This is a genomic window from Variovorax sp. YR566 (assembly GCF_051992195.1).
GTDB lineage: Bacteria > Pseudomonadota > Gammaproteobacteria > Burkholderiales > Burkholderiaceae_C > Variovorax.
On sequence record NZ_CP197092.1, the window covers coordinates 2665691 to 2686061 of the forward strand.

Annotated in this window: 23 protein-coding genes; 12 read left to right on the top strand and 11 right to left on the bottom strand. The window is 61.6% G+C overall.

Annotated features, from left to right (window positions below):
* Positions 1-40: 40 nt before the first annotated feature.
* The 3 genes from ACTG4X_RS12465 to ACTG4X_RS12475 all read right to left on the bottom strand — a co-directional run bounded on the left by ACTG4X_RS12465 (position 41) and on the right by ACTG4X_RS12475 (position 1759).
* A complete protein-coding gene (locus ACTG4X_RS12465) occupies positions 41-466 on the bottom strand; it encodes an SgcJ/EcaC family oxidoreductase (RefSeq protein WP_440533905.1) in 426 nt (141 codons plus the stop codon).
* A gap of 130 nt (positions 467-596) precedes the next feature.
* Positions 597-1340, bottom strand: a complete 744-nt coding sequence (locus ACTG4X_RS12470; RefSeq protein ID WP_440533906.1) for an SDR family NAD(P)-dependent oxidoreductase — start codon at positions 1338-1340, stop codon at positions 597-599.
* Positions 1341-1351: 11 nt separating this feature from the next.
* Positions 1352-1759, bottom strand: coding sequence for a DoxX family protein (locus ACTG4X_RS12475; protein WP_440533907.1), 408 nt, complete (start codon positions 1757-1759; stop codon positions 1352-1354).
* Between the two features lie 87 nt (positions 1760-1846).
* On the opposite strand from ACTG4X_RS12475, the gene ACTG4X_RS12480 reads away from it, so the two are divergent.
* Positions 1847-2227: a winged helix-turn-helix transcriptional regulator gene (locus ACTG4X_RS12480; RefSeq protein WP_354337529.1), complete on the top strand. Its 381-nt coding sequence runs from the start codon at positions 1847-1849 to the stop codon at positions 2225-2227.
* Positions 2228-2487: 260 nt separating this feature from the next.
* On the opposite strand, the gene ACTG4X_RS12485 is transcribed toward ACTG4X_RS12480, so the two are convergent.
* Complete coding sequence (locus tag ACTG4X_RS12485) at positions 2488-2760, bottom strand: DUF4242 domain-containing protein (RefSeq protein WP_093059083.1); 273 nt, start codon at positions 2758-2760, stop codon at positions 2488-2490.
* A gap of 131 nt (positions 2761-2891) precedes the next feature.
* On the opposite strand from ACTG4X_RS12485, the gene ACTG4X_RS12490 reads away from it, so the two are divergent.
* A complete protein-coding gene (locus ACTG4X_RS12490) occupies positions 2892-3842 on the top strand; it encodes an AraC family transcriptional regulator (protein ID WP_440533908.1) in 951 nt (316 codons plus the stop codon).
* On the opposite strand, the gene ACTG4X_RS12495 is transcribed toward ACTG4X_RS12490, so the two are convergent.
* Positions 3793-4083 (bottom strand): hypothetical protein, encoded by a 291-nt coding sequence (locus tag ACTG4X_RS12495; protein ID WP_306455266.1) that lies wholly within the window; start codon positions 4081-4083, stop codon positions 3793-3795. The two genes, ACTG4X_RS12490 and ACTG4X_RS12495, sit on opposite strands and share 50 nt — an antisense overlap.
* Positions 4084-4177: 94 nt before the next feature.
* Between ACTG4X_RS12495 and ACTG4X_RS12500 the strand changes: the two genes are divergently transcribed.
* On the top strand, positions 4178-4558 hold the full coding sequence (locus ACTG4X_RS12500) for a hypothetical protein (protein ID WP_440533909.1): 381 nt from the start codon (positions 4178-4180) through the stop codon (positions 4556-4558).
* Here the strand turns inward: ACTG4X_RS12500 and ACTG4X_RS12505 are convergent.
* On the bottom strand, positions 4510-5439 hold the full coding sequence (locus ACTG4X_RS12505) for an alpha/beta hydrolase (RefSeq protein WP_440533910.1): 930 nt from the start codon (positions 5437-5439) through the stop codon (positions 4510-4512). The genes ACTG4X_RS12500 and ACTG4X_RS12505 overlap by 49 nt on opposite strands.
* Positions 5440-5517: 78 nt before the next feature.
* Positions 5518-7371, bottom strand: coding sequence for a tannase/feruloyl esterase family alpha/beta hydrolase (locus tag ACTG4X_RS12510; protein ID WP_440533911.1), 1854 nt, complete (start codon positions 7369-7371; stop codon positions 5518-5520).
* A 195-nt stretch (positions 7372-7566) separates the two neighbouring features.
* Here ACTG4X_RS12510 and ACTG4X_RS12515 point away from each other — a divergent pair, with 195 nt between their 5' ends.
* Positions 7567-8454, top strand: coding sequence for a helix-turn-helix domain-containing protein (locus ACTG4X_RS12515; RefSeq protein ID WP_440533912.1), 888 nt, complete (start codon positions 7567-7569; stop codon positions 8452-8454).
* A gap of 64 nt (positions 8455-8518) precedes the next feature.
* On the top strand, positions 8519-9277 hold the full coding sequence (locus tag ACTG4X_RS12520) for an alpha/beta fold hydrolase (protein WP_440533913.1): 759 nt from the start codon (positions 8519-8521) through the stop codon (positions 9275-9277).
* Between the two features lie 20 nt (positions 9278-9297).
* Here the strand turns inward: ACTG4X_RS12520 and ACTG4X_RS12525 are convergent, their stop codons facing one another.
* Complete coding sequence (locus tag ACTG4X_RS12525) at positions 9298-10335, bottom strand: RNA methyltransferase (protein ID WP_440533914.1); 1038 nt, start codon at positions 10333-10335, stop codon at positions 9298-9300.
* Between the two features lie 76 nt (positions 10336-10411).
* Here ACTG4X_RS12525 and ACTG4X_RS12530 point away from each other — a divergent pair, with 76 nt between their 5' ends.
* From ACTG4X_RS12530 to ACTG4X_RS12560, 7 genes are all read left to right on the top strand, one after another.
* Positions 10412-10690, top strand: a complete 279-nt coding sequence (locus ACTG4X_RS12530) for a hypothetical protein (protein WP_440533915.1) — start codon at positions 10412-10414, stop codon at positions 10688-10690.
* 153 nt (positions 10691-10843) lie between these two features.
* Positions 10844-11119: a hypothetical protein gene (locus tag ACTG4X_RS12535; protein ID WP_440533916.1), complete on the top strand. Its 276-nt coding sequence runs from the start codon at positions 10844-10846 to the stop codon at positions 11117-11119.
* A gap of 68 nt (positions 11120-11187) precedes the next feature.
* Complete coding sequence (locus tag ACTG4X_RS12540; RefSeq protein WP_426392265.1) at positions 11188-11961, top strand: hypothetical protein; 774 nt, start codon at positions 11188-11190, stop codon at positions 11959-11961.
* A 48-nt stretch (positions 11962-12009) separates the two neighbouring features.
* Complete coding sequence (locus ACTG4X_RS12545; protein ID WP_426392267.1) at positions 12010-13110, top strand: hypothetical protein; 1101 nt, start codon at positions 12010-12012, stop codon at positions 13108-13110.
* A 54-nt stretch (positions 13111-13164) separates the two neighbouring features.
* Entirely contained in the window at positions 13165-14733 is a 1569-nt protein-coding gene (locus ACTG4X_RS12550; RefSeq protein WP_426392268.1) for an ATP-dependent nuclease, read from the top strand.
* Positions 14718-15761, top strand: coding sequence for an AAA family ATPase (locus ACTG4X_RS12555; protein WP_426392269.1), 1044 nt, complete (start codon positions 14718-14720; stop codon positions 15759-15761). Before ACTG4X_RS12550 ends, ACTG4X_RS12555 begins: the two co-directional genes overlap by 16 nt.
* Positions 15762-15950: 189 nt before the next feature.
* A complete protein-coding gene (locus ACTG4X_RS12560; protein ID WP_426392270.1) occupies positions 15951-16718 on the top strand; it encodes a hypothetical protein in 768 nt (255 codons plus the stop codon).
* Between the two features lie 61 nt (positions 16719-16779).
* Here the strand turns inward: ACTG4X_RS12560 and ACTG4X_RS12565 are convergent, their stop codons facing one another.
* From ACTG4X_RS12565 to ACTG4X_RS12575, 3 genes are all read right to left on the bottom strand, one after another.
* Positions 16780-18099: a sulfatase family protein gene (locus ACTG4X_RS12565; protein ID WP_440533917.1), complete on the bottom strand. Its 1320-nt coding sequence runs from the start codon at positions 18097-18099 to the stop codon at positions 16780-16782.
* A gap of 28 nt (positions 18100-18127) precedes the next feature.
* Positions 18128-19114, bottom strand: coding sequence for a Bug family tripartite tricarboxylate transporter substrate binding protein (locus tag ACTG4X_RS12570; RefSeq protein WP_093177712.1), 987 nt, complete (start codon positions 19112-19114; stop codon positions 18128-18130).
* Between the two features lie 154 nt (positions 19115-19268).
* Positions 19269-20276: a Bug family tripartite tricarboxylate transporter substrate binding protein gene (locus ACTG4X_RS12575; protein ID WP_440533918.1), complete on the bottom strand. Its 1008-nt coding sequence runs from the start codon at positions 20274-20276 to the stop codon at positions 19269-19271.
* Positions 20277-20371 lie beyond the last annotated feature (95 nt).

Consider the following 20371-nt stretch of genomic DNA (forward strand, 5'->3'; position numbering starts at 1 on the left):
GCTGTGAAGTCGAATTGAGCTTCTTCGATTGTCTGCTCGATCAGGAACCCTGCTCGTCCCTCAACACGGCTGCTCCTGTGCGGGGATTCGTCAGGGTGACGTTCTCGAGCGCCTTGATTCGCCACTCGCCAGCCTGCCGCGTCAGCACGGCAAGGATCAGCGTGTCGACAGCGTGCGGGCCCGCCGGGTGAGCCGCACCAGCCGTGAGGCGGCTCCAGAAGTGAATGATTGCCGCGCCATCGCTGATGGCGACCACGTCGATCAGCTCGTTCTCGAGCGTGGAATCGCTGTAGATGGTTGCGTGGATAGGCGCATGCAGCTTGACGATTTCCTCGACGCCGCGCACGTAGTGCCCGAACCGATTCACGAATGTCGCGTCCTCATGGAACAGCGCTCCGAGGGACTCCATGTCGTGGTTGTTCCAGGCGGTTTGAAACGCCTGGGGCGCGTCTTCGGGTTGTCTCATTTGAATCATGTGGATTCTCACAAGTGTCTATGCGGGGCACCCGGCGTTTGCCTTGGGCGTCTACTGCCAGGCGGCCAGGGGAAATTCTGCTCCACCGCGGGGTTGCCGCTCATGCTGCCAACACGGTCAATCAGCGCGCGCTGTCAATGATCATCCCGCCGTCAGGAGTCAGGCTGTAGCCCGTCAGGAACTGTGCATCTCTGCCGGCCAGAAAAAGAACGACGGGCGCAATGTCATCCTCAGGCGATCCATGCCGTCCGAGCGCGTTGTTTGCGGGAGGTGCATCGGCTCCGGCGCCCCAGGTGTCTGCAACGGGCAATATGTTGTTGACCGTGATCTTGTCTGCTCCCCACTCCCTGGCGGCAGATCGCGTCAGCGCGCGAACAGCTTCCTTCGCCATGTTGTATGGGGCGTAGGGCGCCATGCCAAGCACTCCCGCAAGCGACGCGAAGTTGATGACCCGGCCCTCGCCGCTGGCCTTGAGGTGGGGATGGCAGGCTTGCATGGTGCGCAAGTAGGCAATCGGACCCATCTCGAAATTGCGCTGCAGTTGCTCTACCGACATGCCAATGACCGTCGCTTGCACGACAGAAGGGTCGAATGCAACGTTCACGAGGATGTCGAGACCGCCATAGGTCGAGACGACCGTATCAATGGCTGCCTTGATCTGGCCAGCATCGCTCACGTCGCATACAACGCCGAGCGCAGTGCCTCCGGCCTCTTGAATGTCGGCGACGACACGGTCGACATTCGCGGCAGTCCGCGAAAGAACGGCCACCTTCGCGCCTTCAGCCGCAAACAGCTTGGCAGTCGCGCGGCCAATGCCGCGTCCTGCTCCTGTCACAACAGCAATCTTTCCATTGAGTCGAGCCATCGGAATCTCCTTCAGTCGAGGCTTGGTTGTTTCGCCGTTGCGGCGGGGATGTTCGGCGACGGAATATCGCGAGCGGCGTTCTGCGTCGCGAATGAAGAGATCAGCAGCACGAGGCCCACCGCGGCAGGTGCGGCTGCACTGGCCTTGCGCACATTCATGTGAGCAGACGCGGACAGAAGCAGGTGGAAGAACACGCCGGCGTAAGCGAGGTCACTCAGCCGAACGCTCACACGCGAAAGAATGGCCGCGACCGCCAGGAGCTTTACGGCAATCAGGATCGGAACAAGGTATTCGGGATAGCCAAGGTCGGCGAGAGCCTGGCGGACCCAGCTCCTCTTGGTGATGTACATCACCGCAGAAGCCACATACAGAAGGCACAGAAGCGCAGTGCTTATCCAGTAGAAATAGTTTTCGATCATCAGGTTTCCAGATCAGGGTGAGTCAGGGCCGCGAGGATGTCGTCTAAGATCAAAAAGAACAAGTAGGATGAAAAAGCGGTGGCTAGTATGGAAAAACTGACTAATGCAGCCGGCAGCACCAACATGCATGAGGAAATGCGCAGGGCATTCGCCTTGCTTTCCGGCAAATGGAAGCTGGAAATCATGTGGTTGCTCAACCAGCGGATCTATCGCTTCGGAGAGCTGCGCAAAGCAATTCCAGGGATAACCCAGCACATGCTGACGGCGCAGCTGCGGGAGTTGGAGGCGGACGGTCTGGTGTCCCGTACGGTGTTTGCGGAGGTGCCTCCCCGTGTCGAATACGAGATCACAGGCAAGGCCCTGGGACTCGGACCTACGATGGCCGCTCTCACGGCGTGGTGGGAGCAGTACGGTCGCAGCGTGCCCACAAAGACAGCCTCGCGAGGTCGCAAAGCCAATTCCAAGTAGGGCCGAAGGCTCCTCGCAGGCCGATCCCGATAGCAGGCCCGCCAAAGCTGCCAGTTGTGTGGAAGCAGCTCGGAAAGCCCGACGTGCCGGCCTGCACCTGCTCGCATGACATGCCGCCGGGCATGGAAGCGAATTCCTCGCCGACGATGAGCAACCACGACGCGCTGCCGCATCCGCGCGCATAGGCGCCCGGGTCGTCGATCCGCGCGCGGTTGAACATCAGGTCATCGGGCAGCCGAGAAGCAGCTATGTCGCCCTTCTTACTCGGCTGTGGCCGGGTCGATGACGCTGTACACCCGGTCCACCCGATTGGCCGGAAAGCCGCCGAGCTCGGCATGCCGGCGCACGAGGTCCTCGTCGGTCGCCTGGTAGACGCAATAGATCCGATCGCCCGTCACGTAGCTGTGGATCCATTGGATGTCGGTGCCCATGCTGCTGAGGACGCCGCAGGACTTTTGCGAGATGGCCTTCAGGTCGGATGGCGTGAGCTTGCCGGCGCCGGGGATGTCTCTTTCGATTACGAACTTGGGCATATTAATACTCCTGTTTGTAGAATCGGCCAAAAGCGACCAGGCCCCATGGTGCCGAACCGATAGGCCCGTGGTTTGACCGCCCCTCCGGAGTTATTGACCGAAACCCCGGCCTTGCTGCTCGAGAGGTGACTATGGACGTGCTGTCGGACGTGCTGCGGACCATCCGGCTGGAGGGCGCCCTGTTCCTGAACGGAGACATGCGCGCGCCCTGGTGCTTCAACGTCCCCAAGAGCTCGGACTTGGCCCAGGTGCTCAAGCCCGGCGCTCCACGCCTTGCCATCTGCCATCTGGTGCTGCAGGGGCAGTGCTGGGCGCAACTCCAGGGGGCAGAGCCGATTCGCGTGAACGCCGGCGAAGTCATCGCCGTGCCGCACGGCGATCCGCATGTCCTGGGGAGCCACCTGCGCCACGCAGCCGTGGACGTCGAACATGTCGTGCGCCCGCAGGTGCCCGCGGTGCAACGCATTCGCTACGGCGGCGATGGCGATCGCACGGTGCTCGTGTGCAGTTGGCTCACGTACGAAGGCGATGCGCCCAACCCCGTCATGTCCAATCTTCCGGGCCTCTTCATCACGGCGCTGCGCAGCAGGCCGGCGGGGCCGTGGATCGAGCAATCCGTCAGTTTTGTGCTGGGCGACGCAGCCGCGCGAGCGCCCGGCTCGGAGTTGCTGGTCGCCAAGGTGGCCGAGTTGCTGTTCGCGGAAGTGGTGCGGGGCTATATCGAATCCATGCCCGCCAACAACCCCGGCTGGCTGGCCGGCCTGCGCGACCCCCACGTGGGCCGCTGCCTGGCGCTGATGCACGGCGAGCCCGCACGCGCGTGGACGGTGGAGGCACTGGCGCAGGAATCCCACATCTCGCGCAGCGTGCTGGCGGACCGTTTCACAGAGCTGGTGGGCGCGCCGCCCATGCACTACCTGGCGCACTGGCGCATGATCCTGGCCGCAGGCATGTTGCGCAGAGACCAGGTCAACCTTGCGCGCATCGCCGAGGGCGTCGGCTACGAGTCGGAAGCGGCCTTCAACCGCGCCTTCAAGCGAGAGTACGGCGTGTCACCAGGGGTTTGGCGGCACAACGGTTAGCCCGCCGTATCGCCGCCTGCTTTTGCAGTTGTTGATCGTCCGTCGCCTTGATCTTTGATGTCGTCGAGGTCTCGATCCAATCTCTGGAAACGATTTGGCGGTCATTCCAGCGACCGCCCGCAAGGACAAGCTGGCCGATCTTCGCCATGTCGCGCGGTCGCATGCGCAATCCGCCTCCGGCATCGGTATCGCCCTTGACCCGGCTCCACTCGAAGTCGGTAATGCCCAGAGGCTTGAGCAACTCTGTTCGGGCAAATTCGTCGAGAGGGCGTCCCGTAGCCTGGCGGCGCAGTTGGCGCCAGACCGAGGACGTAGCGGGACGGATCCGTCGCCCTGTGCATGCGCGACTCGTCGTTGTTCTCTCCGGTGGCTGGAGTTGCCTCGACCCACGCCAGATCCATCGTCATTGGGAGCGCGTGCAGCAATTGAAGTCGATCCTTCTCTGGCGTACGCAAATCCGCGCACTGGGGAAAGAAGTCAAAGACAGGCTCGTTGATGCTGTGGATCAGCCCCTGATCGATCGCGATCCCGACGGTGAGCGACGCAACGCTTTTGGAAGCCGGCTTCACGTTGTGCAGGGTGTCCGCATTGAAGACGACATCTTTCACCCGACTGCCGAAAAAGAGGTCCGGGACCTCGGGAAGCCCGGCTTCCCGGACCTTCCCGCTCAGCGCAGGGGGGCAATGAACTCGGTGGTGGCATCACTCAGCGCGTGATCGGCGGTGTGCACGGCCTGTATCTCGGATAGGTGCGTGTGGCCGCGAAGCTCCAGCAGCGGAGGGCAGCGGCCGGCCTGGCACAGCGCCTCATGCGCCTTCAGCACCTGGCGCTGGAAGTCCTCAGGGTCCAGCTCGGCGAAGGCCAGCAGCAGGGGCACGTCCAGGGTGCTCAAGCCGGGCATGGGTGACTGCTCGGCGTAGCGCGATGCGTCGTGCCCGAAGTAGTTCTGGATGACCTTCAGCACCGACGGGTCCGACATGTTCATGTCGAACAGCGGCAGGGGCGACACCAGAATTGCACCGACCACGCCGCCGTGCGGCGCGACGTGGAACTGCGGGTGTCCCAGGTATTGGGCGATGTGCGTCGCGCCGGCCGAGTGGCCCATCAGCACGATGCGCGAGGCGTCGCCGCCGTACGTACCGATGTTCTGGCGCACCCAGCGCAGCGCGGCTGCGAGGTCTCTTTGCGCCGCCGGCCATGTGTCCTGCGGTGCCAGGCGGTATGTGATGTTGACGCCCACCATGCCTTGCTCGGCCGCCCACAGCATGACGTTGTCGTAGAACGGGCTGTCGCCCATGCGGCGATCGCCGCTGACGAAGCCCCCGCCATGCACGAACACCAGGACCGTGCGCGGCGCCACACCCGCGGTTGGGGTGAACACGTCGAGCAGGTGGCGCGCGTTGGGCCCATAGGCCAGCGAGCGTTCCACCTTCACTCCGGCGTAGGGCTCGCGCGGATGCAGCGGCGCGTAGAGGCGGGCGGTGCCCATCGGCTCGATGACGCGGCCCATCTGCCGCAGCGACGCCTCGATGGCCGGCGGCACCTGCGAGGCTAGTGGCTTGCTGGATGCACTGGACGTGCTCGACGTGGGATTCATGGAACAGGCGGCGATGAGAGGTAGCAAAAGGGAGGTCACGAGGTGGCGCATGGCTTGTAGTGGCAGCAACGACGCCCGTCACTGGCAGTTGTAGCTGGCCGCCGCGCGAATGTCTCCGCTGACGTAGGTCGGCGCCTTCGGGTATGCGCAGATGGCACCGCTGGTGCCGCTCGCCGTGCCAATGCTCAGCTTGTCGGCCGGCGCGATGCCCTTTTCAACCCAGTCGGTCAGCAAGGTGTAGTTGAACGCGTCGCTGGGAATGGGCGGGTTGGCCGACGGATTGGTGGTGCCGTTCATCGGGAAGTGGCCCATGCCCGGCACCAGGTAGAACTTGTAGAAGCTCTGCACGTTGGCCAGGCCGCCTGTCGCGGAGAGCACGCGGTTGTAGTAGTTGATGAATCCGTTGTATGGAATGAGGTTGTCCGCCGCGCCGTACATCGTGATCAGCTTGCCGCCGCGGGCCTTGAACTTCGACAGGTCGGGTTCGTCGGTGTTGATGTTGGCGAATGCCGCCTGCAGTGCCACGCCCCGGTCCTGCGCGTTGGCAAGCTGGGCGTACGACAGGTTCTTCCAGCGGTCGGCGCCGTTGCCGGTTGCGTTGATGAACGACGGCGTTGCAAGGGTCGGGTCTTGCAGTTCCAGCGCGACGAGGTCGGTGGCAATCGTTGTCGGCGTGGTGGGCCCGAAGATGTTGCCGAAGTTCGGAATCGGCGAGGTGCCAATGCTGGAGCCGCGCGGATAGCCGTACCACCGATGGTTGCCAGACAGCGCGAGTTCATAGCCGGTGTCCACCGACGGCGAGGGCGCGGTGCCGTCGAGTGTCATGCCGTACCAGACCTTGTTCATCGCACTGGCCTGGAGCAGCGTCACGCAGCTTGCGGTGGCGTTGGTTCCCGGCCCCTCGCCGATGCACAGCACGCTCGCATCGGTGGTGGGGTCGTAGGTGCACTTCGAAGGATCGAGCAGGTAGCCCAGGTGCTGGCCGCCCACCAGGTCGCAGGCCGAGATGGCCGCATTCGACACGGCATTGACCTGCGCCGTCGTCATGCCCACGCCGCCCAGGTCACGCTGCGTGACGATCTGGCCGTACAGCATGGCGGTGATGAAGCGGCTCCAGTTCACGGACGGCGAGGTGGCGATGATGCCGTCGAAATCCTCCGGATAAAGCTGCGCCTGCTTCATGCCCTGGCGCCCACCGGTGGAGCCGCCTTGCCAGTAGGTGTACTTGGGTGCGGTGCCGTAGTAGGCCTGCGCCAGCGCCTTGGCCTTGACCGTCATCTCGTGGATGCCGCGCTGCGAGAACTCGTCCCAGCCCACCGTGTTGATGGTGCCGTCGGGGTTCATCAGAAAGTTGGAGTTCGAGTCCGGATGCCCCGTGTCGGTCGTGGCCGAGACAGCGCCTTCGGTGCCCGCGACGTCCCATGGGTTGACACCCACGCCGGGCGAGAACACGTCCAGCTTGACCTGCGGGCCACCGGCCATGCCGCCGCCGCCCAGCAAGTGCACACGCTGGTTCCATGCCGTCTTCGCAGGCAGCCAGACCTCGATGCCAATGCCGGGCGTGGTGGACGGAGCACCGGCCGGGCCTGCGTGGCCCGGTCCCACGAGCAGCTTGACCACGCACACGTCGCTGGGTGCCGGCACAGCCCCGGTCGGCGGTGCGGCGGCGATGCTGTCACCCTTCTTCAGCGACTTGACCAGCAAGACGGTGGTGTTGGCATCGGGTTTGAAGGCGGTCTTCATCGAATCGTCGCAGGCCAGTGGTGCCACGGCAGCGGGCGGAGTGCTGCCGTCGTTGCCGCTGCTGCCACCACTGATGCCGCCGACGATACCGCCGCTGTCACTGCTGCCGCCACAGGCAACGACCGCACCCGCCACGAGGGCGGTGCCGCCGACCAGAGTCACCCACCACGAGACCGAACGAGCTGTCATGTCTTTTCCTTTTCTCATGAATAGTTAATATGTCAACATTGCAGCAGCGTAGAAGGGCACTGTCTTGTACGAATGGCTCGGCTTTGTACAAATGGATCGCCCGACAGTGCGAATCCGGGAAAACGACATTGGGGAGCGCCCGGCACCTCATGACCATGGACATACAACTTTGCGACGCATCTACTTGCCCGCTTTATGACCACCCGCCCAAGCAAGCCCCCGGAGCCGGGCTCCGCCGCCCCCGACAACATGCTCAGCCCCGCCTTGCTGAGCCGTTGGCAGGGCCTGCCGCTGGGTTGGTTCACCACGCCGGCCGGCGTCTGGAAAACCCGGTTCGTCGCTCCGCACGGTGCATTGGCCCTGCTCGACACCGGCTGCATGCGCACCCGCTTCCGGATCGGCGACAGGACCCGGGACATAGACGTGCACTCGGGAGGCTTTGGCCTCTTCGGTGCCGGCATCGAAGTCGGGGTGGAACAAGCCGCAGCCTTCGATGCCCGGCGCATCCTGCTGGAGATCGACACCGACGCGCTCGTGCGACGCGGCCTGTGCGACGACGAACTGGCGCAGCCGCTACAGCACAGCCAGTTCTTCGACGACGCGCCGCTGGCCGCCGTGCTGCGGCAGATGCTGCACGAGGTCCGCGAAGGCTGCCCCAACGGAGCGCTGTTCGCCGAGTCACTTTCGTTGGGTGTGGCGCTGCACTTGCGCCGCACACGCGCGGTCAAGGCAGATGGTGCTGGCGAGCGCGGCAAGCTTGACCCGTGGCAGTGGGCACGATTGGAAGAGTTGGTCGATCACTCGCTGGCAAGCGACCTGTCGCTGACCGCGCTGGCGGCGGCAGTCGGCCTCAGCAAGCCGCACTTCGTGCGCATGTTTCGCAACACCACCGGCATGTCGCCCCATCGCTACGTGATGCAAAAGCGTGCGGAGCGCGCTCTCCACCTGATGCAGTGTTCATCGTTGCCGCTGGCGGACATTGCCTTGGAAGTCGGCTTCGCGAATCAGGGGCATCTGAACCGCGTGTTCCTTCACCGATATGGCATGACTCCCGGCGAGGCGCGACGGCAGGCCAGGAGGTAGGGCTCCGTTGCCGGGAGCTCCCTCAATTATTCTTGCCCCATCAAAGGTGAAGGAGACAGCCAACATGTACACCGAACAAGGCGGCCAGGGCCCAGACCTCCTCCTCATGCTGCACGGCATGGGCGCGACAGGCGCCGTGTGGTCGCCCATGTGCGCAGAGGCTGGTGCTCGCTGGCGTGGCCGCTGGCTCGCTCTCGACCTGCCCGGCCACGGCCAATCTGATCGGCAAGACTCCTATGCCATCGGCCAATACGCAGCAAGCGTTGGGCGTGCATTGCTGCCGCACATCCACCCAGAGGGTCGCCTCGTCGTTCTCGGGCACTCGCTCGGCGGAGTGATAGGTCTCGCCCTGGCAACGGGCTGGTTCGGCGTCACCCCGCACCGCGTCTTCGCAGCCGGCATCAAGATCGCATGGAGCGACGAAGAACTCCGCCGCATGGAGACGCTGGCATCCCAGCCTGCCAAGAGCTTCCCCACGGAAGCAGAAGCATGTGACAGATACCTGAAGGTCTCCGGCCTCGCCGGAATCGCCACCACAGCATCACCCGTCGTCGCACGCGGCATCGCACACAACGACAACAACGACGGCTGGCGCCTCGCAATGGACCCCAGAGCCAACGCCGTAGGCAAGCCACCGCTGTCCGAGCTGATGACCCTTGCGCGCTGCCCCATTCATCTGGCCCGCGGCGGTAACGACGCATTGGTAACGCTGGAGCAAACCCGCTCCCTCGACCCCAACGCCTGCGACCTTGGCCCGCATGGCCACAACGTGATGGTCGAGGCGCCCGGGCAGGTCTGGGATTGGGTGGCCTCCCTGACTTGAGATGAGGGAGCAGGCCGCCTTCAACGAGAGTCTTCAGCCCTTCGATGAAGCGTTACCCGCACTTCGGCTGCGCGCGCCCTCAGCTGACCGCACCCGCCATCGACATCCTGCCCAGCCGAATTGCGCAGCTTCGTCAGAATGCCCCGCTGATGCAGCGTGCGGGCAATCTCTTCGCAGCGCTCCCATGATGGGCGGCTGAACGCCACGCCATCCACCGCATTGAACGGAATCATGTTCAGCACTCCGTACTTGCCGGAGAGCAGCTTCACGATGCCGTCGATTTCATCCTGCCCGTCGTTCACGCCTTCCAGCAGCGTCCACTGGTACTGAATGGGGTAGCCGGTGGCTCGCGCATAGCGCTCGCCTGCATCGACCACTTCCTCGGGTGTCAGGCCCGGCGCGCGCGGAAGCAGCTTCTTGCGCAACTCAGCCTTGGTCGTGTGCAGCGACAGCGCCAGCGCGGGCCTTACGCGTTGCTGCAGCAGCCTCTCGAACGCGCGCGGATCGCCCACGGTGGAGAACACGATGTTCTTGTGGCCGATGTTGCCCACCGTGCCGAGCAGGTCGATGGCCTCCATCACGTTGTCCAGGTTGTGGGCCGGCTCGCCCATGCCCATGAACACCACCTTGCGCACCGGACGGCGCATGCGCGCGAGAGCGACCTGGGCAATGATCTCTGCGCTTCCTACCTGGCGCAGCAAGCCGTCGCGGCCCGTCATGCAGAACTGGCACCCCACGGCGCACCCGACCTGCGAAGACACGCACAGGCCATCGCGAGGCAGCAACACACTCTCCACCGTCTGGCCGTCCGCAAGGGTCACGAGCAGCCGCTCTGAACCATCCGCGCCGGGGTGCACCGCGTGGATGCGCGCCAGCCCCGCAAGCTCGGCCTCGATGGCGGGCAGGGCCTCCAGCAGCGACGACGGAAAGAAGGTGCCCGGCAGGCGCCTGCCGCTGTTGCGGGGCAGCGCATGCGACCACAGCCGCAAGATGCGCTGCTCGTGGCTGGGGCCCGCGCCGGCTTCGCGGAGTCGTTGTTTCAGTTCGTGGATTCGCATGCACTGCCGCCTGGGGCAAATGGACTCTTGCGCACGTCAGCAGCCCAGCCGTGCTGGCGCCTGAAGGTGCAGAGTGATGGTCGTCGACATGCGGCAGATTGTGCCCGGCACGAAAAGCACGCTGCCGTTGCGCCGTGCCGAGCCGCTTTGGCAAGCGACAGCCGCCCGACTGTCATTGCTTTGTGTCTCGCCGCAGCGCCCCGGCAGATATCTCTTCGATTCGAGAAATCCTCGACGAAATCTTTTCCCTTGCGCGGCTTCGCTTCTCTACAGTGAATGCCCCATCGACAAGTCGCCCCTCCCCGTGGGCGATGAACATCCACCGCAAAAGGAACACCCCAAGACGACCGATTGAATGAGTGAATGAACCGCCTTGCCTCACGGCGGGTTGCCGATGCCCTGGTGCATTGGTGCGAACGTGAGGCACAAATGGCGACGGCCAGGGTGCGTGAACACCCTGGCCGTCTGACCACATGACGTGCACTACTTTGGAAAGGAAGCACACCAAATGGCTGAGCGAATTATGGCCGGGCGTTCTACGCCCCAATCTTCCCGTCGCCGCACACGCGGCCCGTCGAAACCCGCCACACGGACAAACGACGAAGCAAGGGCACTCCTCGAAATCAAACTGGCGCAGCTGAACTCACTGCTGTGGTGTTGCTACGGCGACGGCAACGGGTGGTTCGAGGAAGCAGGGGAGATGCACCGAGACCGCATGCTCTGGATTGCTGCGGATCTGGCGCGGGAGGCGGAGATGCTGTTGCAGGAGAGCGGGCTGGGGTAGGGCATCCCACAAAAGCGGGATGCCCTAGAACTTTCCTCTGCGCTAACGTGGCGCCGAGGAGGGTTCCCATGCCGATCCCGAACTTGTTCTATGGGCATCAAGATGCCCTGATGCGCGGTGCGTCTCCGACAACGCTTGCCGTGGGCGACTCCTGGTTCTGGTACCCGTTCGACAACCTGCTCGGCGAGATTGCGACGCGCCGCGTTTTGCAGTCGATAGTCGTGGCAGGCTACAACGGCTCAGAGGCTTCGGAGTGGCAGGGCAAGTACGCCGGGTCGATCAAGGCCACCTTCGACTTCTATGCACGCGGCCCCCTCGTCAAAGCTCTTTTGCTCAGCGGTGGCGGAAACGACATCGTGGGACAGAAGAATTTTCCGAAGCTGATCAAGGCCAATTGCTCGGCCTGTCAGTCGGTTCCGTCCTGCTATGCGGATGGGCAGCCTTCGACAGCACTGGACAAGATCATCGGCCACTACCGAAGGCTGATCAAACTCTTCAGAACCTATAACCAGACTGCCGTCGTCGTACTCCACAACTATGACGACGCGTACGCAACTGGCCATGGCGTTTTTGGCCCGGCAGATTGGCTCAAGGTGCCGATGGAGAAATGCCAAGTCCCGACCTCCTTGCGCAAGGACCTCTTCGCAGATCTTGTCGCTGCCTTTGGTAAAGCACAGGACGCATTGGCTGCAGAGCCTGGCTTGGGAAAGATCGTTGCGCTGAAGACGACAGGTACGTTAGCGGTTGATCAGTGGGCCAATGAATTGCATCCGACGCCTGAGGGGTTTCGACGGCTTGCGGAGTTGAAGTTTTTGCCGGCGCTGGATGCTGCTTGGCAGTAACCAGCGCAAGGCCGTAAGAAAAGCACGAAGAAATACGGAGGCCGAAAGATGCACTGGACAGCGGCGAGCTTAGCCATAGCGGCATTTCTGTTGATGCCAAGTGCATCTTTTTCCTTCGAGCTATCGCCGGACGGAACGTCCTTCGAGAAGAAGCTCGCGAAGAAGGGACAACCAACCGGGGAGCGGCTGTTCGGCCTGATTGCGGACTTGGGCGTCCGGAAGTTCGGTAGCCCGGTTCACGAAGAGATCGCAAACCGATCAATGGGTTGCGATGGAGATGCAGATATTTGCGCCGACCCCGACTGGGACCCAATGCAGGCCTACGTGCTGGCCGGCGTTCGCTGGAATGATGATCCGCCGTTCAGATTCGAGTCCGCGTTCGGGAAGTACCGTGGATGCAAGATCGGCGACACGGTACGCCTTGTAGTGCAGCCGGAGTGTTGGGGGAGAGTGTTCGTCGACGGAAAGAAAAGGGCGGCTCGCGGCGACGTGTTGAATGCCAAGACAGCACCGCTACTTGTGCGGTCCCATTTCGGCGATATGCAGTTTCTTCACGCAATGGGCTCGGTCGATGGTGAGCTGCCGGACATCACCTACAGGCGCATCATGATGTGGGCCGAGTTCACGTGGAAGGTCGCGACCCAGAAGATCGCTCCTGACGGCATCGTTGCTAGTCAGGACGTGGCGGGTATTCGCGATGTCTTTGGCTTGAATGGCTGGAGCGTGCAAGACCTCTTTGCTCTCGGCAACCCGAACATCCGCAAGCCTTCCTATCTGGGTGCGGTCGCGTTCGGAAGCCTTTTGCACACTGTTCAAGATTCGTTCTCTCGCGCGCATGTCGAGCGGGAACAAGTAACGACGGGGGCCAAGTGCCCTGGTGCCAGCGATTACGCAGCACCAGGCCGCATCAGAGAGTTTCACGCTTACGGTCACCAAGACTCGGACAAGCACTCCACTGCGGACGTTCGTGCCGCATTCTCCGTTCACTGGTCCTCCGGAGCACCAAGCGCGGTGGACGTTGGACGGGTGCTTGCGCAGTTCTATGACAGCCAAGCGGAATGGCTGGAGGTTCGGCCGTATGTGGAGTGCGTATTTCGACTAGCGCCGAATCCGACGGTGGCATCCCCCGGTGACTATGCCGTCGATTGATCGACGTATGGCTCATTGAGATCCCTAAATGCTGCATACATAAGGACTCGGGGAATGAAGACCATCAAGAAGCTGATACTGAAGAACTTCAAGCGATTCAAGACGCTTGAGCTCGATTTCGACTCGGAGTTGAACATCTTGATCGGCGGAAACGAGGCGGGAAAGAGTTCTGTACTCCAAGCGCTGGATCTAGTCATGAGCGGAAGCCGTAGCAAAGTGGAGAGCATGGGGCTGGAATCTCTGTTCAATGCGGCGTGCATTGAAGAATTCATGGCTGGTACACGTAAGGTGGCCAATCTGCCAAGGATGTTCATTGAGATCTACTTGGAAGGATTCGCTGAACATGAACTCAATGGCAAGAATCACAGCAAGCGGGACGTCGAGATAGATGGGATAAAGCTAGTGTGCGAGCCGGTAGACGAATACACGCAGCACATAGAAGAGATCCTTCGGGATCACAACTCGAGCTTTCCGTTTGAGTACTACGCCATCCAGTTCTCGAGCTTTGGGGGGCACCCCGTCCATCCTTACAAGAAGCCGCTGAAGCATCTTTTGATTGATAGCGCCCAGATCAACAACGACTACGCAACAAAGGAGTACACCCGTTCAATGTACGTAGCGAGTGCATCGGTGCTGGAGAGAAACCGTCACGCTCTGGAATACCGGAACGCCAAGACAAAATTCCGTGATGACATGTTGGTAGATGTCAACGAAAAGTTGCCCGACTACAAGTTCGGCGTCAGGAGCGGTCCAAAAGCTAGCATCGAGACAGACATCATGATCACGGAGGGCGACATTCCTATCGACAGCAAGGGAAAGGGGCGTCAGTGCTTCATAAAAATCGAGTTTGCCTTGCGGGACCGCGAGCACACTTTAGATGTGCTCCTCTTGGAGGAGCCTGAGAATCATCTCAGCCATATTCACACGCGAAAACTAATCGACCGAATCAGCAATACGCAGAAGAAGCAGATCTTCATTGCGACACACAGCAGCCTGATCTGCACGCGACTTAATCTGAAGAAGGCGATCATCCTTAGCGAGAACGACGCATCCAAGTATTTGCCGTTGAAGAGCCTACCTGACGATACTGCAATGTTCTTCATGAAAGCGCCAGATAACAACGTACTGGAGCTTGCGCTTTGCAGCAAGGCAATTCTGGTGGAGGGGGATGCCGAGTTCATATTGATGGAGGCACTCTACAAAAAACATGCTGAAGGCGGATCCTTGGATGGAGATGGTGTTCATGTCATCTCAGTCGACGGCACGAGTTTCAAACGTTATTTCGATCTAGCCAAAGTTCTCAAGATCAAGGTGGCAGCGGTCCGTGACAACGACGGGGCATATCAGGAAATCTGCGTAACTAACTACGCCGACTACGACCTGCCCACGATCAAGGTGTTTGCCGATCCGAACGACAAGCGTTACACATTTGAGATCTGCATGTATGAGGACAACAAGGCTGTATGCGAGGAGCAATTCGCCGCAGGCAGGAAGACGCTGACTGTCCAGCAGTACATGCTCAAGAACAAGACGGATGCCGCGTTCCTGCTCCTAGAGAAAAATGAAGACGCTCTCGTTGCACCAGCCTATATCCAAGATGCGGTGACATGGATAAGAAAGTAATCTTTGCCGTTGCCGGCTCTGGCAAGACTTACAAAATCGTGGAACAGCTGGACGAGACACATCGCTTCTTATTGATCACGTTCACAGAAGCAAATAGAGAAAATCTGCGCACGCGGATCATCAATAAGTTTGGCCACTTTCCCACCAATATTTGCCTCTACACCTATTTCACTTTTCTGTATTCGTTCTGCTATCGACCATTCTTGCTGAATGCGAAGCGGACAAAGGGAATGACATTCCACCGTCGATCGAACGATCAGCCGAATTTCTCAGCTACGGAGGACCGGTACTACATGACAGCTGGGCGCTGGCTCTATCACAACAGGCTAGCAAAGTACTTGGCGCAAACTGATACGGTCGATAGCGTGATAGCTCGAATAGAGAAGTACTTCGACGCACTCTTCATTGACGAAGTACAGGACTTTGCCGGGCACGACTTCAATTTGCTGATGTCGCTGTGCAAGAGCAATGTCAGGTGTATGTTCGTTGGTGATTTCTATCAGCATACCTATGACACAAGCCGCGATGGCAGTGTGAACATCAATCTTCACTCGGACTATGAAAAGTACAGGAAGCGTTTCGTGACGGCGAAAGTCGACCTTGACCTGACCTCGCTGGTCAAGAGCCGCAGATGCAGCAAGTCCGTGTGTGACTTTATCTCTCAGGATATTGGAATCCATATCGAATCATTCTCGGATTCGACATCTGAGGTTGGACTGACGGAGGATCCAGTGGCCGCGCAAGCGCTCTACGATGCGCCCGGCACGGTGAAGCTCTTTCTGAAAGAGCACTACAAGTACGGTTGTTATTCGCAGAACTGGGGAGCGTCAAAAGGGCTCGATCATTATCAGGATGTGTGTGTCGTGTTGCATCCTGCAGCAGTCACGGCCTGGAAGGCGAGAGCTTTGGCAGGCCTCAATCCAGAGACTCGCAACAAGCTCTATGTCGCGTGCTCGAGGGCGCGGGGCAATCTGATGTTCGTCCCAGAATCCCTCCTCAGACACCACAAGCGCGTTCAAGCTGCATAGGAGAGGCAGCAGGAAAGGAATGACGGCGACGCAGAGTGGTCACTCGAGAAGATGGCAAGTACAGCCTCACATTAGGAGATTCCATTGATTTTCAGCGACGGAGAATGCCCAAATTGCGGCGCAAGGCACTTGCACCTAAGTACATCTGATTTCTTGGAGTGTCCGAGCTGTCACTTGGTTTGCGCGGCTATGGATGGCCTGATTGCCACCGTCATGCCGTTCCTCGGGGAGGGCAATTTTCGATTCGAGGATTCGCGCGTGGCGAAATTCAACGGAATCGGTTTTGCTCCCAGTAAAGCCGGTGGGGTTGTTGCGGATGATTCGAAGCTCTTCATGTCGGTGGACGAGCTTAGAAAGTACCTTGCATCGCTCTCGTGGCCAGGAACCGAACGGACCCAAGGTCAGGAGCTTGCACGAAGCTTCTTCAAGGCCTTTGAAAAACGGATCTTGAGTTGCGAAGTCAGCGATTTGCAGGGAGTTGCAACTTCCAATACCCAGCGTACTCAGTTCTACGCGCGCTTACTGCTTCCACGTGTCTCGGCCGATCTTGGAATGGTGCATGGAAAGGAGGAGTTCAAAGTAGATCACGTCATCGCCAGACTTAGTAGGAACGGCCATGCCATTCCATCTATCTACGTGGAATCTGAAAATAATTTCTCCGAAGCCACGCATGAGATCCGGAAGCTTTGTTCTCTCAACTCGCCACTGCGGGTTTTGATCACCTTCACGCAGAAACAGTTCAAACCAGAACCGGCTGCAGGTGCCTATGCGAAACTCCGCGAATGGCAGGCGATCATTCGAGAGCATCACGAGGACAACGAGGATTTCCGTGGGACTTTGGCCGTCATCGTCGCGCGCGTAGAAAAGGGTCAGCTCCTTTTTACCGCGTGTGCCTTCCACAAGACCGGCGATCTAGCTTGGCCTTTGTCGGTGCTGGTTGAACGAGATCTTGGCTAAGAGGTCTCCATGACGTGCACGTATGCTGTGCAGTCGCGCTGACCTTTGGTCCACGGTTGTCTCAACGTTGCGGCATGTCCTTCACCGAGTACCCCAGACTCACAGTCGCATCCTCCGGAATAGCCGGCATCGTCGCATTCCAAGCCGCCCAGTCCGCCCGCATTGCAGCCAGTCGTTCAGGCTCCTTCTTCCCCAAATTCGCCCGCTCGCGTTCATCCGCAGGAATGTTGAACAGGTACTCGTTCCCGTCCACCTTCAAATACTTCCAGTCCCCATCGCGCATCGCTTCCTGCCCGCGATGGTTCATGCGCCAGTGCAGCGGCCTGCGGAAGCTGTGCTTCGCGTCCTTCAGCACGGGCATCAGCGACACGCCGTCGAGCGGATAGTCCGGGTGCGATGAAACCCCGGCCGCGTCGAGCATGGTGGCCGACCAGTCCATGGTCATGCACAGCTGCGTACTCTCGCCGCCCTTGCCGATCACCGCGGGCCAGTGCGCGATCCATGGCACGCGGATGCCGCCTTCGGTCAAATCCATCTTGCCGCCCACCAGCGGCCAGTTGTCCGAGAAGCGTTCGCCGCCGTTGTCGCTGGTGAACACCACGAGCGTGTTGTCGGCCATGCCGTGCTTTTGCAGCGCGGCCATGATCCAGCCGATGCCTTCGTCCATGTGATGAATCATGCGGCGGTACACATGAATGTTGCCGCCAGCCAGGTCGAACAGGTTGTCCTTCACGGTGGGCGCCTTGGCGGCGTCGTCACGCGTTTCCCACGGCCAGTGGGGGGCGGTGTAGTGCAGGCTCAGGAAGAAGGGGGCTTCCTGCTCTGACATGCGCTCCACATACTCGACCGCGCGCCTGGAGAGGATGTCGGTGAGGTAGCCCTCTTCCTGCTTGTCTTCTTCGCCAAGCCACAGGTCGTGGCGGCCGGTGGAGTCGCAGTGGGTGAAGTAGTCGACGCCGCCCGACATGGGGCCGAAGAATTCGTCGTACCCCGAGCGCAGCGGGCCGAAGGTGGGCGGGTAGCCCAGGTGCCATTTGCCGATGAGCGCGGTCTGGTAGCCGCTGGCCTTCAGCAATGACGGCAGGGTGGGGTGGTCGGTGGGCAGGCCTAGCGTGGTGCTGCCGCGGCTCTTGCTGTTGATGGGCTCTTCGGCGGCGCCGCGCAGGCGGTACTGGTAGCGGCCGGTGATCATGCCGAAGCGCGTGGGCGAGCATACGGGCGAGTTCGCGTAGCCCTGCGTGAGCTTCAGGCCGTTGGCAGCCAGGCCGTCGAGCACAGGCGACACGGGGCCGAACACGGCATCGCGGCCGCCGTAGCAGCCGAGGTCGGCATAGCCGAGGTCGTCGGCAACGATGAAGATGATGTTGGGTCTTGTGGTCATGTCTCTTTGACGTTCTTCTTGAAGGGGTTCAGGGCTGGTAGCCCGACTTCTGCACTACCGGCGCCCACTGCGCGCGGTAGGCCTTGAGCATGGCGGCGGTCTGCGCCTGCGTGCTCACCACCGGCGTCATGCCGGAGTCCTTGAACTTGCGTTGCGTGTCGGGGTCTTGCATGACTTCGCGGATCAGGTTGGACAGGCGCTCGACCTTGTCCTTGGGCATGCTGTTCGGCGCGAAGAAGGTGTTCCAGCCGGTGGCGGAGAGGTCGAGGCCGGCTTCCTTGAAGGTGGGCACGTTCGGCGCAAAGGGCGAGCGCTTGGCGCCCGACAGCGCCAGGATGCGCAGCTTGCCCGCCGCATGCTGGGGCACGACCACGTCTTCGGTGTCGACGGCGATGGGCACCTGCCCGCCGATCAGGTCGTTCAGCAGCGGGGCCGAGCCGCGGTAGCCGATCACCTGGGTCTGCACGTTGGCCTTTTCTCCGACCATGAGGCCGAAGAAGTGGGGCAGGCTCCCGGTGGCCGGCACGCCGACGTTGGCCTGCGTGGGGTTGGCGCGCATCCATGCGAGCAGGTGGTTCAGCTCGCGCACGGGCAGGCTGGGCGAGACGGCCAGCGCAAAGTTGTAGTCGTTGACGTACGACACGGGCACGAAGTCGCGCTCTGGGTCGTAGTTGTTGTCCTTGAAGACCAGCGGCGCGACGATCATCACGGCGGGGTTGGCGAGCATCAGCACGTTCTGGTTGGCGGGCGTGATCTTCACCTGCTGCGCCGCAAGGCGGCCGCCCGCGCCGGGCTTGTTGTCTACCACCACCGCCACGCCCAGCTTTGCACCGAGCTTGTCGCCCACGATGCGCGCCACGCGGTCGGTGGCGCCGCCGGGAGCGTAGCCCACCACGATGTGCAGGGGGGTGTCGAACTTGGCCTGGGCGCTTGCCTGGGTGGCGAAGGCCGCCGCAAAGCCGGCAATGGCCAACAGGCCGGCGGCGCGGCGGGTGAAAAGGGAGGTCGGCAGCATGATGGGCAAGTCCTTGTCGTCGTCTTCGGTCGGTCGGGCGGTGACCAGTAAGTGTGACCGCGAGGCTCGCGGTTGCGGACGATTCTGAAGACGCTGCGTTCGATTGATCAAATCAACCATTGCCGGGGTTTACCCCGCGGCAACACCGGCCTCATCAGTCCACCTTCATGCCGGTTGCCTTGACGATGCGGCCGTAGCGCGCCTGGCTGGCGGCCAGGTGCTCGCTGGCCGCGCTGCCGGTTTCGCCGAGCGGCACCATGTCGAGCGAGGCCAGCCGGGCCTTGACCTCGGGCAGGGCCATCGCCTTCTGCAGCGAGGCTCGCAGCGTTTGCATCACCGGTTCGGGCGTGGCGGCGGGCACCATCGAGATATAGAGCACCTCGAACTCCAGGCCTTTCAGGCCCAGTTCGCCCACGGTGGGCACCTGCGGCAGCAGCGGCGAGCGTTGTTTGCCGGTAACGGCCAGCGCGCGCAGCTTGCCCGACTGCACCTGCGGCAGCAGGCCCGGCGTGGCGAGGATGCCGGCCTGCACCTCGTCGCCCATCAGCGCCAGCACGGCGGGCGAGTTGCCCTTGTAGGGCACGTGCGTGATCTTCGCGCCCGTTTCGCTGGCGAAGATCTCGGCGGCAATGTGGCCGGGGCTGCCGTTGCCGGCCGAGCTGAAGGTGGCGGGCTCGGCCTTGGCCTGCGCGATGAACTCGGGCAGCGTCTTCGCCTTCACGCCCGGCGCGACGCCGAAGCTCAGGCCCGAGGAGCTGAAGATCATCAGCGGCTTCAGGTCTTTGGCCGCGAAGGGCATCGACGCGTACAGGTGCGGGTTGATGGTGAAGGTGCTGTCGATGCCCAGCAGCACCGTGTAGCCGTCTGCCGGGCTCTTGGCGACCAGATCGGCGCCGATGTTGCCGCCGGCGCCGGGCCGGTTGTCGACGATGAAGGGCTGCTTCAGGTCTTTCTGCAGCGCATCGGCCAGCGCGCGGCCGAGGATGTCGATGGGGCCGCCCGCCGGGAAGTTGGTGAGGAACTTCACCGCCTTGGTGGGGTAGGGCGCGTCGGCTGCGGTGGCGTGGGCGGCGATGGTGCCAAGAGCGAGTGCCGCGCAGGTAGTGATGGCAAAGGCAAGGCGGCGTGTGCCGCCGAAGGCGTTCGGTGAACCGGTGGTCATGTCTCTGTTTGTCTCCTTGTTGGAGGCAACTCTAGAAGGCTGGCGGCACCGGCACAACTGAAAGCTCTTCTGCCAGGTATTCCTGATGGTTATAT

What these genes read in the sequence shown, in the direction of transcription:
- ACTG4X_RS12465 (WP_440533905.1), bottom strand. Translation starts at nt 466, where the DNA reads ATGAGACAACCCGAAGACGCGCCCCAGGCGTTTCAAACCGCCTGGAAC.
- ACTG4X_RS12470 (WP_440533906.1), bottom strand. Translation starts at nt 1,340, where the DNA reads ATGGCTCGACTCAATGGAAAGATTGCTGTTGTGACAGGAGCAGGACGC.
- ACTG4X_RS12475 (WP_440533907.1), bottom strand. Translation starts at nt 1,759, where the DNA reads ATGATCGAAAACTATTTCTACTGGATAAGCACTGCGCTTCTGTGCCTT.
- ACTG4X_RS12480 (WP_354337529.1), top strand. Translation starts at nt 1,847, where the DNA reads ATGGAAAAACTGACTAATGCAGCCGGCAGCACCAACATGCATGAGGAA.
- ACTG4X_RS12485 (WP_093059083.1), bottom strand. Translation starts at nt 2,760, where the DNA reads ATGCCCAAGTTCGTAATCGAAAGAGACATCCCCGGCGCCGGCAAGCTC.
- ACTG4X_RS12490 (WP_440533908.1), top strand. Translation starts at nt 2,892, where the DNA reads ATGGACGTGCTGTCGGACGTGCTGCGGACCATCCGGCTGGAGGGCGCC.
- ACTG4X_RS12505 (WP_440533910.1), bottom strand. Translation starts at nt 5,439, where the DNA reads ATGAATCCCACGTCGAGCACGTCCAGTGCATCCAGCAAGCCACTAGCC.
- ACTG4X_RS12510 (WP_440533911.1), bottom strand. Translation starts at nt 7,371, where the DNA reads ATGACAGCTCGTTCGGTCTCGTGGTGGGTGACTCTGGTCGGCGGCACC.
- ACTG4X_RS12515 (WP_440533912.1), top strand. Translation starts at nt 7,567, where the DNA reads ATGACCACCCGCCCAAGCAAGCCCCCGGAGCCGGGCTCCGCCGCCCCC.
- ACTG4X_RS12520 (WP_440533913.1), top strand. Translation starts at nt 8,519, where the DNA reads ATGTACACCGAACAAGGCGGCCAGGGCCCAGACCTCCTCCTCATGCTG.
- ACTG4X_RS12525 (WP_440533914.1), bottom strand. Translation starts at nt 10,335, where the DNA reads ATGCGAATCCACGAACTGAAACAACGACTCCGCGAAGCCGGCGCGGGC.
- ACTG4X_RS12530 (WP_440533915.1), top strand. Translation starts at nt 10,412, where the DNA reads ATGGTCGTCGACATGCGGCAGATTGTGCCCGGCACGAAAAGCACGCTG.
- ACTG4X_RS12535 (WP_440533916.1), top strand. Translation starts at nt 10,844, where the DNA reads ATGGCTGAGCGAATTATGGCCGGGCGTTCTACGCCCCAATCTTCCCGT.
- ACTG4X_RS12540 (WP_426392265.1), top strand. Translation starts at nt 11,188, where the DNA reads ATGCCGATCCCGAACTTGTTCTATGGGCATCAAGATGCCCTGATGCGC.
- ACTG4X_RS12545 (WP_426392267.1), top strand. Translation starts at nt 12,010, where the DNA reads ATGCACTGGACAGCGGCGAGCTTAGCCATAGCGGCATTTCTGTTGATG.
- ACTG4X_RS12550 (WP_426392268.1), top strand. Translation starts at nt 13,165, where the DNA reads ATGAAGACCATCAAGAAGCTGATACTGAAGAACTTCAAGCGATTCAAG.
- ACTG4X_RS12555 (WP_426392269.1), top strand. Translation starts at nt 14,718, where the DNA reads ATGGATAAGAAAGTAATCTTTGCCGTTGCCGGCTCTGGCAAGACTTAC.
- ACTG4X_RS12560 (WP_426392270.1), top strand. Translation starts at nt 15,951, where the DNA reads ATGGATGGCCTGATTGCCACCGTCATGCCGTTCCTCGGGGAGGGCAAT.
- ACTG4X_RS12565 (WP_440533917.1), bottom strand. Translation starts at nt 18,099, where the DNA reads ATGACCACAAGACCCAACATCATCTTCATCGTTGCCGACGACCTCGGC.
- ACTG4X_RS12570 (WP_093177712.1), bottom strand. Translation starts at nt 19,114, where the DNA reads ATGCTGCCGACCTCCCTTTTCACCCGCCGCGCCGCCGGCCTGTTGGCC.
- ACTG4X_RS12575 (WP_440533918.1), bottom strand. Translation starts at nt 20,276, where the DNA reads ATGACCACCGGTTCACCGAACGCCTTCGGCGGCACACGCCGCCTTGCC.